We start from the raw sequence: 14,827 nt of genomic DNA, 5'->3' as shown, positions 1-14,827 counted from the left end.
CCCCGCTAGAGAGCGTCTCGCCGTCCGGTGAGAGGGCATATATGGGGCACTCTCGATTCGGTCAACACATGGATTACAATTTTATGGCGTTCATGGCGATTTTTTTACGATTTGGCCGGAAAATGGCGGCTTTGCGTCGCTAATCTGGTTAACGCTCCGCCTCTCCCTCCATAATCGCGGCCATGTTTCGTGCCGCTACCCGCTCGTCGGCACTCTCGAATGTCGAATCGATGGACGGTGCCCGCCCAAGCATCAACATCAGTGACCAGAGCGCGAAACGCCGCCCCGCGTCCTCCTCCATGCCAAGGTCGACTGCCATCCGGTCGAGCCCCGCCGAGAGCGCGCCCGGGCTGATCTGTTCCGGGTCACGCGTGGCGAAATAGCGCTGCAGCTGGTCGTCGAGGTCCATCCTACACGCCCCCAGCTTCGAGCGTTTCACTCGCCTCGAGCCAGAGCGCCTCGGCTTCGTCGAGCTTGTCCTGCAACTCGGCGCGGCGCTTCATGAGCTCCGTCATCGTCATCTTCGCCAGCGCGCCCTGTGCCGAGCCCGGGTCGAACATCGCCTGGTCGTGGAGGCGAATCGCGGCGGCATGGGTTTCCATGTCCTTTTCCGCCTTGCGCGCTGCCTTCCTGAGCGCCTGGCTCTTTTCGCGTGCCTCGGCATTGGCGCGGCGTTGCTCCTTGCGGTTGTTCGCGTTGGCCGCATCGCCCTTCACCCCCTCACCGGGGTCCTTCGCGAGGACGAACGCGATGTAGTCGTCGATCGAGCCGTCGAAATCCTTCGCCGTGCCCGAATCGACGAGAACGAGCCGGTCCGCCGTCATCTCCAGCATGTGGCGATCGTGGCTGACGATGACGACCGCCCCGGAATAGGCGTTGAGCGCCTGAGTCAATGCCTCGCGCGCGTCGACGTCGAGGTGGTTCGTCGGCTCGTCGAGGATCAGCATATGCGGCGCCTCCCGCGTGATCAGCGCAAGCGCCAACCGCGCCCGCTCCCCGCCCGACAGGCGCCCGACCTCCGTTTCCGCCTTGGGCCCGGAAAAGCCGAACCGGCCAAGCTGCGCCCGCACCTGCGCCGGTTTCGCATCCTTCACCAGCCTGCTCATATGCTGAAGCGGAGTATCGCCGCGGTCGAGTTCCTCGACCTGATACTGCGTGAAATAGCCGACCCGCATTTTGGGCGAGGCATTCATCGCCCCGTCGATCGGGTCGAGCTGCCCGGCGAGCAGGCGCGCCAGCGTCGTCTTGCCATTGCCGTTGCGGCCGAGCAGCGCCATCCGCTCATTCTCGTCCAGCCGCAGGTCGAGCCGGCGCAGCACCGGATTGCCGTCATACCCCACGCTCGCCTCGTCCAGCGTGACGAGCGGCGGGCGCAATTCGTCGGGGCTGGGAAAATCGAAGCTCAGCGAGGGATCGTCGATCAGCTCCGCAATCGGCTGCATCCGGGCGAGCGCCTTGGCCCGCGATTGCGCCTGCTTTGCGGTCGACGCACGCGCCGAATTGCGCGCGACGTAATCCTGCAGCTTCTTGCGCTCGCTCTCCTGCTTCGCCTTGGCGGAGGCGAGTTGCGCCTGCCGTTCGGCGCGCTGACGCTCGAACGCGTCATAGCCGCCGGGATAGATCGTGAGCCGCCCCCCGCTCAGATGCAGGATATGATCGACCACATTGTTGAGAAAATCGCGTTCGTGGCTCACCAGCAAGATCGTCGCCGGATAGGATTTGAGAAAATCCTCCAGCCACAACACCGCCTCCAGATCGAGATGGTTCGACGGCTCGTCGAGCAAAAGCAGGTCCGGCGCCGAAAACAGCAGCGAGGCCAACGCCACGCGCATCCGCCACCCGCCCGAGAAACTGTCGAGCGGGCGATGCTGCGCCGCCTCGTCGAACCCCAGGCCCACGAGGATGCGCGACGCGCGTGCCGGCGCGGAATAGGCATCGATGGCGAGCAGGCGTTCATGCACCTCGGCGAGCCGGACCGGCTCGGTGCAGCTTTCGCTCTCCTCCATCAACGCCGCGCGTTCGGTATCGGCGGCCAGCACCGTATCGAACGGGGTCGCTTGCCCGGCGGGCGCCTCCTGCGCGATATAGCCGATGCGGCTGCCCTTCGGCATCTCGACGCTGCCGCCGTCCGGCTCCAGCATGTCGGCGATGACGCGCACCAGCGTCGATTTGCCCGCCCCGTTGCGCCCCACGAGCCCGACCCGGCCACGCGGTGGAAGGCTGGCACTCGCGCCGTCGAGAATGGAACGGCCGCCGAGGCGGACGGTGATATCCTTGATGTTCAACATGCCCGCCGCCTAGCCGCAAACCCGCCCCGCTGCAAAGGACGCAGGGCGAGCGGGGATATAAACCGGCACCGCCTGCGTTGCACGATCATGGACGATACGATCGAAAACCTGCGCAAAGCCATGGAAGACGCCGCCGCGGCGATGGATTTCGAAGAGGCGCGGCGGCTGCGCGACCGTATCAACCTGCTGAGGCTCGGCGCCGATGCCGACGGCGCGGCGGATGCGGATACGAGCGGACTGACCCGGCAACAGCCTGGCCGCATGGGGCTTGGCACCGGGCGCCAGACGGTCGAGCCGCCGGCGGGATGGACGCGCCCGAAAAAGCCCGACCCCATGACGCGCGGACGAAACAGGCGCCGCCGCGAAGAACCCTGAAATCAAGGGGCGTGCCCTAGCTCACGGCGTCGGGGCGCCGACGCGAGAGGCAGGCCGTGCGGTATCGGGCTCTGGCGCAAGCGGACGCGCCATCGCCGGGCTATTCGGCACCGCGGCGATATTCACCCGGTTCCGCCCCGCCTCCTTCGCGGCATAGAGCGCCTGATCCGCCATGCGGTAAAGCGTGTCATACGCGGTCTGCCCACGCGTTTCGGCGACGCCTATACTCACGGTAATGCGCCGCGATCCGTCGCCGAGCACATCGTGCCGGCATTCCGCCACCGCCGCCCGCACCCGCTCCGCAAAGGCCGCAAGCGGACCGCCCGCCAACCCGTGGGTCAGGATCACGAACTCTTCCCCGCCCATCCGCGCGACCGGAAAACCTGCGGGCGATGTGCGGCGGAGCGTATCGGCGATGCACCGCAGCACCTCGTCGCCGACATCGTGCCCGAACCCGTCATTGATCGCCTTGAACCGGTCAACATCGATGAGCAAAAGCGCCACCGGCGACACGCCGGCACCGGCGCCGAACATCGCTTCTGCCGCTTCGATGAAGTGCAGCCGATTGCCCAGCCCGGTCAGCGCATCCTGCCGCGCCATGCGATAGGCGATGGCCTCCGCACTGCGCGCACGATCGCGTTCGTTGCGCAGATGCGCGTATTTCGCGGTCGTCGATATGGCGAGCCAGAGGGTCTGCCACGCCGCGGCATAAAGCACGATGACCTGCGATCCGCCGCCCCAGAACATGCCCTGCGTATCGAACACCTGCACACTGCCGAGCGCGAGCATCGGCACCGCCCACGCCCGGCCCAGCGAGATCGCAGGGGCATGCCCGCGCCGCCACGCCACCACGATGCACGCCGCGCACAGCACCAGCACGCCAAGAACGAGAATCCCGACAATATTCGCCAGAAGATGCAGCGGGCCTGTCCTCATGAGCGCAAGCGGTATGCCGGATAGACCGATGAGCGCCCCCGTCCCCGCCGTGATCCGGCGCAAGGCGCGCGGCACCCTCGCCTCGCGGATCGCGCTCACCACGCTGGCCGTGGCGAGGAATATCGCCAGACAGGCCAGAAACGTCGCAATCTGTGCCGAGGTCCTTCCGGCAAGTCCGGGCACGAAGGCAAGGATCATCTGCGACCAGATCAGCCCCCAGACCAGCACGCATGCCGCCCAGGCCCCCTGCCACGCCGCACTTCCCGACCGCATCGCGACGGCAAGGCCGGCATTGTAAAGCGCACCGATCAACAGCAGCGTCAGCCCCGCCCCGATCGTCGCCGCAAGGGCCGCGAACTGAAGCGCGGCCTCGTCGTCATGCGTGATGTTCATGCGCAGGAACTGCACGTCGGAAAGCCGGTCGACCCTGAGGACGATGGATTCCAGCGGCGCATTCAACGCATGGTCCGAAAACGCGATCTTGGAACCGGGGCGCCAGTGTTCGGAAAAATCGCCGACCGCAACGGCGTAGCGGGCCACCTTTCCCGTCACCCCGACAAAGCGGACCTCCATGCGTTCGAACCGCGTATTTCCGATGATGAGAACCGCCTCGGCATCGGCATCCTCGGCGCCTGTGCGCTTCAGCCGCAGCCACAGGCTTCGCGTGTTGTATTCCTCCGGCGGCCCGGCGCAATCGTAGGCATCGGGCCCCGGCGGATCATCGGTGGACAGGGCGGTGACCGCATAACAGAAATCGGAGAGATGCAAGGTGCGGGCATGGGCGACCTGGGGGCGGAGGACGACGAGTAGCGCGAGCATGACGATTGTTCCCCCCGCCACAAGCGACAGCATCGCGCGCAGGCGCCAGCGGATCGCGCAACCATCCGGCGCCGCATCGTCGAGTGCAGGCGCACCGGCGCGCGGGCCGAACCCGTCCAAAATCCCGTGCCCCCTATGAAACGCCCGTCCCCACGGCGATTTCATGACTGCGTCCCCGATCACTATTTCGTCCGGGCGGCGCAAGACCTTCGTAAACCATGCGAAGGTCGACCGCCCCGACACCCCCGAGAGGGACGCTAGTCGCGGGATGGCAGTATTTCAAGCAAGCCCTGTTATTACGGGCCTCGAACACTTTGAATGGGCCGTGTTTTACTTCGCAGGATCGGGCGGTTCGCGGTGCAGCCACGAACCGAAACGGCGATCCCCCCTGATTATTTGAGCACGCTTCCCGGCATGCGGTCGCGGGCGCCAAGAACATGCGCGCCCCACACCGTCGCCATCACCAGCAGCGCGCCGACCGCCTGATGCGCGACCGCGATCCAGAGCGCCAGCGCGCTCATCACCGTCGCGATGCCGAGCAGGATCTGCGTCCCGAAAGCAGCATGGATCGCCACCGATGCCCCGCGCGACCGCACCTTGATCCGCCGCGCCAGAACCATCAGCGCCGCGACCGCCGCCCACGCCCACCACCGATGGATGAAATGCACGAGGAAAGGATCCGCGCTCAACGCATGGAGCACGCCCTGTGACCAGTCGATCCCGGCGGGAAACAGCGCGCCCTGCATCAAGGGCCAGTCCCGGGCGACATAGCCCGCATTGAGCCCGGCCATCCACGCCCCGTACAGAAGCTGAATGGCGAGCACGAGGAGCACGAACACCGCGAAGCCCCGCAACCGGGCCGGCGGCACCCCGCGCGCATTCAGCCGGAGATCGAGCGCCGTCCACACCAGCCCGCCCAGCGTGAAGAGCGCAGTCATCAGGTGAATCGAAAGCCAGTAATGGCTGACATCGGTGCGTGCATCGGCCAGCGCGTCCGGCCCCACGCCCGAACGCACCATCAGCCAGCCGAACGCCCCCTGCAACCCGCCAAGCGCGAGCAGCGCGAGGAGGCGCGGTTTGTACCCGCCGGGAATCATCCCGCGGATCCAGTAGAACGCAAGCGGCAGCGCAAAGGCGAGGCCGATCACCCGGCCGAGCAAACGATGCGCCCATTCCCAGAAATAGATGAACTTGTACTGTGCCAGCGTCATGCCCGCCGGGCCGTTCACCTGCACATATTCGGGAATGCGACGATAGGCGGCGAACTCGGCCTCCCACTGCGCCTGGTTCATCGGGGGAAGTGCGCCGGTGACGGGTTTCCACTCGGTAATGGAAAGCCCCGATTCGGTGAGGCGGGTGATACCGCCCACGATGACCATCGCCACGACGAGCACGGCGACGACCATGAGCCAGCGCGCAATGGAAAGCGGACGCGCCGGACCGACGGGCAAGCTGCCTTCGGGCATTGAATATTGCACAGCCATGCGTGCGCCCCTGCGACCAAATCGGAAAAATCGCAAGAGCGGGTTGCGCAATGTGATAATGTATCATACCTAGGAGCCATGCAGCGTCCCCGTTTCCTTGGCCGGCTCAGCCTCGACCGATTTGGCATTGGCCTCTCCGGCCTGTGCGCGGTGCATTGCGTGGCGTCGATCCTCCTCGTCGGGGCGGTCGGGATCGGCGGGCACGCGCTGCTGTCGCCGGATATTCACAAGTTCGGCCTGGTTCTCGCGCTGCTCATTGGCGGGGCGACGATCGGCCTGGCCGCGCTGCGCTCGGGCCGGCGCGGGCCGCTCGTTCTCGGCGGGGCGGGTGTCGCCCTGATGGCCGGCGCGATCGCGGGACCGCACGGGCCGGTCGAGGCGGTCCTGACCATTAGCGGGGTAACGCTCGTGGCGGCGGCGCATGTGTGGAACCTGCGGCTCCACCGCTGCACGATCTGAGGCGATTGCGCCCCGCGATCCATGTCGCGCCTTGCAGAGCGGCCATCGCGCGCTATGTCGTGCGCATGACCCAAACCACCGACACAATCGCAATCCAGGTCAATGGCGACCGCATGCATGCACCCGGCGGCGCGACCGTCGCCGACCTCGCCCGTCAACTGGAGCTCGATCCGACGAAGATCGCGGTGGAGCGCAATGGCGAGATCGTGCCGCGCTCCAGGCTCGCCGATGTGGCGCTGTCCGACGGCGATACGCTCGAAATCGTGCATTTCGTCGGCGGCGGGGACCATGACGATGACGATAGCTGGGAAGTGGCCGGGCGCCGCTTCACCTCCCGCCTGATCGTCGGCACCGGCAAGTACAAGGATTTTGCGCAGAACGCCGCCGCGCTCGAAGCTTCGGGCGCCGAGATCGTCACTGTCGCCGTGCGCCGCGTCAATGTGACGGACCCCAAGGCGCCGATGCTCACCGATTTCATCGACCCGAAAAAGGTGACCTATCTTCCGAATACCGCAGGCTGCTTCAATGCCGAGGAAGCGGTGCGCACGCTGCGGCTCGCACGGGAGGCCGGCGGTTGGGACCTTGTGAAGCTGGAGGTGCTGGGCGAGGCGAAGACGCTTTATCCCGACATGCGCGAGACCTTGAAAGCGACCGAAACGCTGGTGTCCGAAGGGTTCAAGCCGATGGTCTATTGCACCGACGATCCCATCGCGGCGAAGCAGCTTGAGGAAGCGGGCGCCGTCGCGATCATGCCGCTGGGCGCGCCGATCGGTTCGGGCCTCGGCATTCAGAACCGCGTGACCATCCGCCTCATCGTGGAGGGGGCGAACGTGCCCGTTCTCGTCGATGCGGGCGTCGGCACCGCGTCGGATGCCGCGGTCGCGATGGAGCTTGGCTGCGACGGGGTGTTGATGAACACCGCCATTGCCGAGGCGAAGAACCCCGTGCTCATGGCGCAGGCCATGCGGCGGGGGGTGGAGGCGGGACGCGCCGCCTATCGCGCCGGGCGCATGGCGACGCGCAAATATGCCGATCCGTCCAGCCCGCTCTCGGGCTTGATCTGACGCTGCGGGTCTGATCCCTGCCGGCGCGGTGTTTACGAAAGTTTAACCAAACCGCGCGATCTTCCTTTCCGCTTGGACGCGAAAGGGGTGTATCGTGATGGGTCAGGACAGCACAGGAGAGCAGCTTATCGCCGAGATGCGCGTGTTTGCCGCGTTCGATCCGGCAGAGCAACGCTATATCCGGCGCAGCCTCGACATCGCGTTCGAACGGCACGATCCCTACGAACGCTATGCCCGCACGAGCCGGGAGGCCGTCTCCATCCGGCAGCAGGTCATGGCCTACAAGGACATCGCCGAACTGCGCGGCGCAATCCCGACCCATGTCGATCAGAATGTCGACCTGTTCTTCGGGCGCCTCGTCCGGTTGACGGTGTTCGACCTGTGCGAGGGCTGCATCTCCAAATTCGATGCCTATCGCTTCCTGTATGAAAGGATGCTCGGCCCCGATGTCAGGCTGTGGCTGCCCGCGTCGTTCTGCGCGGTGGCGGCGATGCCGAAACTGGCGCCCGAACGCCGTGCCCGATTGCTCAAATCCATAAGCGAGGACGACGCGACCGCATCCGGCTGGTCGTCGCGGCGTCCGCAATTCGTGCCGACCTTCGTCGCGGACAAGGCGCTCGTACCGCAGCCCCCTGCGCACTGAGGGCGCCGCCGCTTACCCGCGGTAGAGCGCGTCGGTCCGGCTGCCGTAACGGTCGCGGATCTTGTGCCGCCGGATCTTGAGCGACGGGGTCATTTCCTCGTTCTCGATCGAAAACGCCTCGTCGGCAAAGGCAAATCCGCGCACCCGTTCGATCACCGAAAGATGGGCGTTCACCCGGTCCAGCGCATCGCGGATCGCGGCCCTGAACGCCGCATCCTCGGTCCATTCGCGCCATTCCCCGTCCCGATCGTGCGCGCGGCCCCATTCCGCGGCCCATTCCGCATCGGGCACGATGAGCGCGACGACATAGGGTTTGCGATCGCCGGTGACCATCGCCTGCGCGATTTCGGGTTCGAGGGTGAGCATCCCCTCCACCCGCTGCGGTGCGATATTGTCGCCCTTGTCGTTGACGATCATGTCCTTCTTGCGATCGGTGATGACGATCCGGCCCTTCGCATCGAGATGGCCGATGTCGCCGGTGTGGAGCCAGCCGTCCTGCAACGCCTTCGCCGTTTCCGATGCATTGCGCCAATAGCCGTGCATGACCAGTTCCCCGCGCACGAGGATTTCGCCGTCGTCCGCGATCCGTACCTCCACCCCGTGCAGCGGCGGACCGACCGTATCCATCCGCAGCCCCGCCGCCGGCCGGTTGCAGCTGATGACCGGGCCAGCCTCCGTCTGTCCGTATCCCTGCATCAGCGGCAGGCCGAGCCCGGTGAAGAAATAGCCGATATCGGGGCTGAGCGGGGCCCCGCCCGACACCATCGCCTTGATCCGCCCGCCGAATTTCGCCCGGATCTTGGGCCGAAGGCTGCGGTCGAGCACCGTGTCCTCGATCGGGTCGAGGAGGGGGCGGGTGCGCTCTTCCGATTGCCGCTGCGCCAGCGCGACCGCACGCGACAGCAGCGTGTTCGCCACCTTCCCCTGCCCCTTCATCTGGCGCAGGATCTTCGTCCGCATCACTTCGAACAGGCGCGGCACGACGACCATGATCGTCGGTGACGTCTCCTCGATATTGGCCGACAGCCTGTCCAGCCCCTCGGCATAGTAGATTTCCGCGCCGAGGCAGATCGGCAGATATTGTCCGCCCGTGTGTTCATACGCGTGCGAAAGCGGCAGGAACGACAGGAAGCGTTCGTGCTCCCATCCGAAATCCTGCGCGATGATCCGCGCCGCCCCCGCGCAATTGTGCAGGATGGCGCCGTGATGCTGCCGCACGCCGCGCGGCGCGCCGCCGGTGCCGCTGGTATAGATGATGCAGGCGAGGTCTTCGCGCGTGACGCCGGCGATGCGCGCATCGACCGCGGCGCGGGCGGCGGCGGCATCCCCTTCGTAAAGGTCGGGGCAGCGGTGAAAGCGCACCTGCCCCGCCTGTTCCTGCCGCAGCGGGTCGATGGAGACGAGATGTTCGGCGCAATCGCTGTTGAGCATGGCGGGGAGCAGGGTCGCCGCGAGCTTCGAATTGGAGACCACCGCGGCCCGAGCGCCCGAATTTTCGAGCACGTGGAGATGATCCGCCGTGGTGTTGGTAGTATAGGCGGGCACGGTGACCAGCCCGGCGGCCATGATGGCGAGGTCGGCGATGCACCACGCGGGCCGGTTTTCCCCGACGAGCAGCACCCGGTCCCCTTTTTCGAGCCCGATCCGCCGCAATCCTTCCGCCATGAGGCAGACCCGGCGCGCCGCCTCCGCCCAGGATATCGGGCGCCAGTCGCCGTCCTTCCTCGCCACGAGGAACGGCGCATCGCCCATCCGGTCGGCGCGCGACAGGAACATCGCCACGAGATTCGTCGCGTTTTCGATCTCGGACAAGGTCATCGCGTACGGCCCCTCGTTCGAACGGGTCCTTGCCATTGGCCGGTATCTCCTCTCTTGATCGGGGGATCTAGGTCGCCGCGCCCGTCCGCACAAGCTTGCGCACGTCTTGCGTCCGCTGCATCCGTGCCTATTCGGCGACGACCGCCCCTTCGCTGCGCGGATCGGCCCCGCCGCGCAGGATACCGTCGACACGCTCGATCCCGTTGGCCTTGAAGCGGCCCTGCCACACGCGCACCTCATGCCCCATCGCAGTCAGCGCCTGTGCCATGTCCACAAGCGCCGTCCCCTCCTCCAGGAGCACCGTATCGCCCGGCGCGTAAATCACCGGGAGCGCGATCGCATCCGCGACATCCATGTTCCAGTCGATCACCGCGATGATCGTCTTTGCCGTCTGCGCGATGATCGTCGATCCGCCCGCCGCCCCGATGGCGAGCCGGAAATCGCCATTGGGATCCATCACGATGCTCGGCGACATCGAACTGCGCGGGCGCTTGCCCGGCCCGACCGCGTTGGCGACGGGCATGCCGTTCTCCACCGGCACGAAGCTGAAATCGGTCAGCTCGTTATTGAGGAAATAGCCGTTGACGAAGAGGCCCGATCCGAACGCGCTTTCCACCGTGGAGGTGAGGCTGGCGACGCCCCCTTCGCCGTCGACGACCACGAAATGCGATGTTCCATGCTCGGTCCCGTGCATGCCGGCGGGCCCAATCGCAACCGATCCCGGCGGCGTGCCCGGTTCCGCCATGTCGAGCGCCGCGGTCGCGGACAGCATCGCGCCGCGCCCGGCGAGGTAATCCTCGTCCATCAATCCGCGAACCGGAACCGACACGACATCGCCATCGGCAAGATACGCGCCCCTGTCGGCATAGGCGAGCCGCATGGAATCGGCGATCAGGTGCCAGCTTTGCGGATCCTCCGCGCCCAGCGACGCCATGTCGAAATCTTCAAGCTGCTTCACGATGGCATAGACCGTCGTCGCCCCGGACGAGGGCGGTCCCATGCCGCAAATCGCGTAGGCGCGGTAATCGCCGCACACGGCGGGCCGTTCCACCGCGCGATAACCCGCCATATCGGCCAGCGTCATCGGCGCGGGATTGCGCGGCGCGGTGCGGACCGCCGCGACGATGGCGCGCGCATTGTCGCCGGTAAAGAACGCGGCCGCCCCTTCGTCCGCCAAGCGGGTGAGGAACCGCGCAAATTCCGGGTTGCGCAAGGTGGTGCCGACCGGCACCGGCGCGCCGTCCGGGCCAAAGAACAGCGCACGCCCCTCCGGGCTCAACCCGGCGATGTCGGGTGCGCTCGCCAGCGTATCGTGCAGCCGCTGCGTCACGGTGAAGCCATCGCGCGCAAGCCGGATGGCCGGCCCGAACAACGCGCGCCACGGCAGCCGTCCATGTTCGGCATGGGCCAGCGCCATCATCGCGACATTGCCGGGAACCCCGGTGGAAAGCCCGCCGGGCCGCGCCTCAGCAAAGGGGATGGGCCGCCCGTCGCGCATGAACCAGTCGCCGGTCGCCGCCGCGGGCGCGGTTTCACGCCCGTCATAGGTGGTCAGCGCCCCGTCGTCGCGCAGGACGAGGAAACCGCCCCCGCCGATGCCGCTGCTCTGCGGCTCGACGACATTGAGCGCGAGCAGAACCGCGATCGCGGCATCGGTGGCATTGCCCCCCTGCCGCAGGATCTCGGCCCCGGCCTGTGCCGCGCGGGGATCGGCGGCGCTGACCATCCCCTGCTGCGGCGCGGGTTGAACGGCTGCGTCGCGCCCTCCCCCCTCGTTCATGGGCAGGGTTGCGCAGCCGCCGGTGATCGCGAGCATCAGCGGGGCAAGGAGCGAAGCGGTTCTGAAGCGAAGCATGGAATCGAGTGCTATTCGCTTCCCACCGCCTCCGCAATCGTGGAAAAACCATCGCGCCGCATCAGTTCGGGCAGGCGCCGCGTGATCTTCGCCGCGATGCCCGGCCCTTCATAGACCATCGCGCTGTAAAGCTGCACCAGGCTGGCGCCCGCGCGGATCCGCTCCCATGCGTCCTCCGCCGTGAAAATCCCGCCGATTCCGATAAGCGGGATCGTGCCGCCCGTCGCCTTGCGGAAATCGCGCAGCCGCAGCAGCGCCATCTCCCGCAGTGGCGCGCCCGAAAGCCCGCCCGCCTCGTCCGCGTGGCGGGAGGCCAGCGGCGGGCGCGCCACGGTGGTGTTCGACACCATGAGCGCGCCCAGCCCCTTGTCCGCCGCGATGCGCGCGATCGCGTCGATGTCCGCAGGCTCGAGATCGGGCGCCACTTTCAGGAACACCGGCACGCGGATCGCGCCCCGCGCCTCGTTCACCGCGTCGAGCAGTTCGGTGAGCGCGCCCTCGTCCTGAAGCGCGCGCAGGCCCGGCGTGTTCGGGCTGCTGATGTTGACGGCGAGATAGGAGGCGTAGGGCGCCATCGTGCGCGTCATGCGCGCGTAATCGTCGATGCGGTCCACGCTGTCCTTGTTCGCGCCGATATTGATGCCCACGATGCCGTCGCGCGCGCCATCGATGCGGGCACGGCGCCGCATGCGCACCGCCACCGCATCGGCCCCTTCATTGTTGAAGCCCAGCCGGTTGATGACGGCCCTGTCCTTTGCCAGCCGGAACATGCGCGGCCTGGGATTGCCGGCCTGCGGGCGCGGCGTCACCGACCCCAGCTCGGCAAAGCCGAAGCCGCAGCGCAGCAGCGCGTCCGGCACCTCACCGTTCTTGTCGAAGCCCGCGGCCATGCCGACCGGATTGGGAAAGCGCAGCCCGGCAACCTCGCTCGCGAGGCTGGCCTGCGGCAGTGGCGGGCTGGCGAGGAGGGCGGACGGCATCGTCTTCAACGCCCGCAGCGCGACACCATGGGCGCGCTCTGCATCGAGACGGAAGATCAGCGGACGAACGACGGGATAGATCATGGCGCCTGCCTCTATGCAACCGATGCGCGGCTGTCGATATGCCGATGGGGACGGCGGCGGCTGGCCTTATCGTTGCATTTGCGACAAAAGGGCGGAAACGCATTTCCTATCCTGCGGAGAACGACAGATGAAAGCCCTTATCCCGATGCTTCTGGCCAGTGCCTCACTGGCCGGTTGCGCCACGGTCGAAACGCCGGAGGTGCCAACCTATCCCATGGCCGAGAGCGAGCAGGGTGCCGCGCTCAATGCCGAGTTCGAAGCCTTCGACGAGGCGCAGCTCGCCCTGTCGCCCGAATCGCGCACCTATCGCGGCATTCGCGACGAAAGCTATGGCGAATGGAGCCCCGGCACCGACGCGGCAGAAATCGCCGACGAACGCCTGCTCCAACAAACGGCGCAACGGATCGCGGCGAATTACGACCCCGCCAATCTGAGCGAGGAAGACGCGCTGTCCTACGAATTGTTCGCCATTCAGGCGCGCAATTCCGCCGCGCTTTTCCCCTATCGCGACTATGGCTATATCTTCGACCAGATGAACGGCGCGCAGAGCAGCTTTCCCGCGTTCCTCATCAATCAGCACGTGGTCGAGAACGAGGACCACGCCCTCGCCTATATCTCCCGCATCGAAGGCATCGGGCCAGTCATGGACACGCTGATCGCGCGGTCCGCCGCGCGTGCGCAGGACGGGATCATGCCGCCGCGCTGGGTCTATCCCTATGTCATTTCCGACATCGACAACCTCCTCGAAACCGGAACCGATTACAGCGATCAGGCGATTATCGAGGATTTCCGCGAGAAAGTTGCCGCGCTCGACCTGTCCGACGCGCGGGAGGCGGAATTGAACGCAGCCGCCATCGCCGCATGGCGGGATAGCGCCGCGCCGTCCTACCGCCGCCTGCGCACCGAGATGGAGCGGCAGATGGCGATGGCCGGCACCGACGACGGCGTCTGGCGCTTTCCGGAAGGCGACGAATATTACGCCGCGCGGTTGAAGGATTACACCACCACCGACCTCACGGCGGAGCAGATCCACAATATCGGCCTGCGCGAGGTCGACCGCATCCATGACGAGATGCGCGCCATCATGACCGAGGTCGGCTTCGAAGGCGATCTGCGGGAGTTCTTCGAATTCACCCGCACCGATCCGCGGTTCTACTACGACACGCGGGAGGCTTATCTTGCCGACGTGTCGCAGAAGCTCGACCGGATGGAGGCCGCCCTGCCGCAATATTTCGGCATGCTGCCGACCGACCCGCTGGTGGTGAAGCCGGTGGAGGCATTTCGCGAACAATCGGCGGGCAAGGCGTTCTATTCCAGCCCCGCGCCCGACGGGTCGCGCCCCGGCACCTATTACGTGAACCTCTACCGGCTGGAGGACATGAGCAAGAACGAGCTGGAGGCGCTCGCCTTTCACGAGGGTCTGCCCGGCCATCACCTGCAATTGTCGATTCAGACAGGGCTGGACGATCTTCCCGCGTTCCGCCGCTTCGGCCGCTTCACCGCCTATACCGAAGGGTGGGGCCTCTATTCCGAGGAGCTGGGCAAGGACATGGGGTTTTACCAGGATCCCTATTCCGATTTCGGGCGGCTCGGCATGGAATTGTGGCGTGCGGCGCGGCTGGTGGTGGACACCGGCATCCATTCCAAACGCTGGAGCCGGGAGGAGGCCATCGCCTATCTTTCGGAAAACACGCCCAATCCCGACGGCGATATCGAAAAGGCGATCGAACGCTACATCGTCTATCCGGGACAGGCGACGGCCTACATGATCGGCAAGCTGAAGATCATGGAGGTGCGCGACCGGGCGCAGGCGGCGCTTGGCGACCGGTTCGACTGGCGCGGCTTTCACGATACCATCCTGGCGAGCGGGCCGGTCCCGCTTTCGGTGATGGAAGAAAACGTCGATGCGTGGATCGCGGCGCAACAGGGCGCCTGACAACCCGCGCTATTCCGCCAGTTAAGAACCGCTCGCATCTGTCGGTCTATGGTTGATTTGTGACCCTGCCGCTCCCAAATGCCTAA

General features: G+C 66.3%; 12 protein-coding genes. 5 read left to right on the top strand and 7 right to left on the bottom strand.

All coding sequences use genetic code 11. From position 1 onward, the window contains the following. Positions 1 to 148: 148 nt before the first annotated feature. Positions 149 to 409, bottom strand: coding sequence for a hypothetical protein (locus tag Q0897_RS14305; RefSeq protein ID WP_299310069.1), 261 nt, complete (start codon positions 407 to 409; stop codon positions 149 to 151). Position 410: 1 nt separating this feature from the next. Then, positions 411 to 2,288, bottom strand: a complete 1,878-nt coding sequence (locus Q0897_RS14300; RefSeq protein ID WP_299310068.1) for an ABC-F family ATP-binding cassette domain-containing protein — start codon at positions 2,286 to 2,288, stop codon at positions 411 to 413. Positions 2,289 to 2,375: 87 nt separating this feature from the next. On the opposite strand from Q0897_RS14300, the gene Q0897_RS14295 reads away from it, so the two are divergent. After that, complete coding sequence (locus tag Q0897_RS14295) at positions 2,376 to 2,663, top strand: UvrB/UvrC motif-containing protein (RefSeq protein ID WP_299310067.1); 288 nt, start codon at positions 2,376 to 2,378, stop codon at positions 2,661 to 2,663. A 21-nt stretch (positions 2,664 to 2,684) separates the two neighbouring features. On the opposite strand, the gene Q0897_RS14290 is transcribed toward Q0897_RS14295, so the two are convergent. Together Q0897_RS14290 and Q0897_RS14285 are read right to left on the bottom strand one after the other, a co-directional pair. Next, positions 2,685 to 4,583, bottom strand: a complete 1,899-nt coding sequence (locus tag Q0897_RS14290; protein ID WP_299310066.1) for a GGDEF domain-containing protein — start codon at positions 4,581 to 4,583, stop codon at positions 2,685 to 2,687. A 227-nt stretch (positions 4,584 to 4,810) separates the two neighbouring features. Further along, the gene (locus Q0897_RS14285) at positions 4,811 to 5,902 is read right to left on the bottom strand and encodes a COX15/CtaA family protein (RefSeq protein WP_299310065.1); all 1,092 of its coding nucleotides are present in this window, start codon (positions 5,900 to 5,902) and stop codon (positions 4,811 to 4,813) included. A gap of 78 nt (positions 5,903 to 5,980) precedes the next feature. Here Q0897_RS14285 and Q0897_RS14280 point away from each other — a divergent pair, with 78 nt between their 5' ends. The 3 genes from Q0897_RS14280 to Q0897_RS14270 all read left to right on the top strand — a co-directional run bounded on the left by Q0897_RS14280 (position 5,981) and on the right by Q0897_RS14270 (position 8,068). Continuing rightward, complete coding sequence (locus Q0897_RS14280) at positions 5,981 to 6,361, top strand: MerC domain-containing protein (protein WP_299310064.1); 381 nt, start codon at positions 5,981 to 5,983, stop codon at positions 6,359 to 6,361. A gap of 65 nt (positions 6,362 to 6,426) precedes the next feature. Continuing rightward, positions 6,427 to 7,425, top strand: coding sequence for a sulfur carrier protein ThiS (gene thiS, locus Q0897_RS14275; protein ID WP_299310063.1), 999 nt, complete (start codon positions 6,427 to 6,429; stop codon positions 7,423 to 7,425). 97 nt (positions 7,426 to 7,522) lie between these two features. Further along, positions 7,523 to 8,068: a hypothetical protein gene (locus tag Q0897_RS14270; protein ID WP_299310062.1), complete on the top strand. Its 546-nt coding sequence runs from the start codon at positions 7,523 to 7,525 to the stop codon at positions 8,066 to 8,068. A gap of 12 nt (positions 8,069 to 8,080) precedes the next feature. Here Q0897_RS14270 and Q0897_RS14265 read toward each other — a convergent pair whose 3' ends face one another. The 3 genes from Q0897_RS14265 to Q0897_RS14255 all read right to left on the bottom strand — a co-directional run bounded on the left by Q0897_RS14265 (position 8,081) and on the right by Q0897_RS14255 (position 12,805). Next, positions 8,081 to 9,886, bottom strand: coding sequence for an AMP-dependent synthetase/ligase (locus tag Q0897_RS14265; protein ID WP_299310073.1), 1,806 nt, complete (start codon positions 9,884 to 9,886; stop codon positions 8,081 to 8,083). Positions 9,887 to 10,013: 127 nt separating this feature from the next. Next, on the bottom strand, positions 10,014 to 11,741 hold the full coding sequence (gene ggt, locus Q0897_RS14260) for a gamma-glutamyltransferase (protein ID WP_299310061.1): 1,728 nt from the start codon (positions 11,739 to 11,741) through the stop codon (positions 10,014 to 10,016). Positions 11,742 to 11,752: 11 nt separating this feature from the next. Further along, positions 11,753 to 12,805 (bottom strand): quinone-dependent dihydroorotate dehydrogenase, encoded by a 1,053-nt coding sequence (locus Q0897_RS14255; RefSeq protein WP_299310060.1) that lies wholly within the window; start codon positions 12,803 to 12,805, stop codon positions 11,753 to 11,755. A gap of 127 nt (positions 12,806 to 12,932) precedes the next feature. Here Q0897_RS14255 and Q0897_RS14250 point away from each other — a divergent pair, with 127 nt between their 5' ends. After that, positions 12,933 to 14,741, top strand: a complete 1,809-nt coding sequence (locus tag Q0897_RS14250; RefSeq protein WP_299310059.1) for a DUF885 family protein — start codon at positions 12,933 to 12,935, stop codon at positions 14,739 to 14,741. The last annotated feature ends 86 nt before the right edge of the window (positions 14,742 to 14,827 follow it).

Origin of the sequence: uncultured Croceicoccus sp., assembly GCF_947496385.1 — a bacterium.
Lineage (GTDB): Bacteria > Pseudomonadota > Alphaproteobacteria > Sphingomonadales > Sphingomonadaceae > Croceicoccus.
The sequence above is the reverse complement of the archived record's forward strand: the minus strand, read 5'-3'. Positions and strand labels throughout refer to the sequence as shown.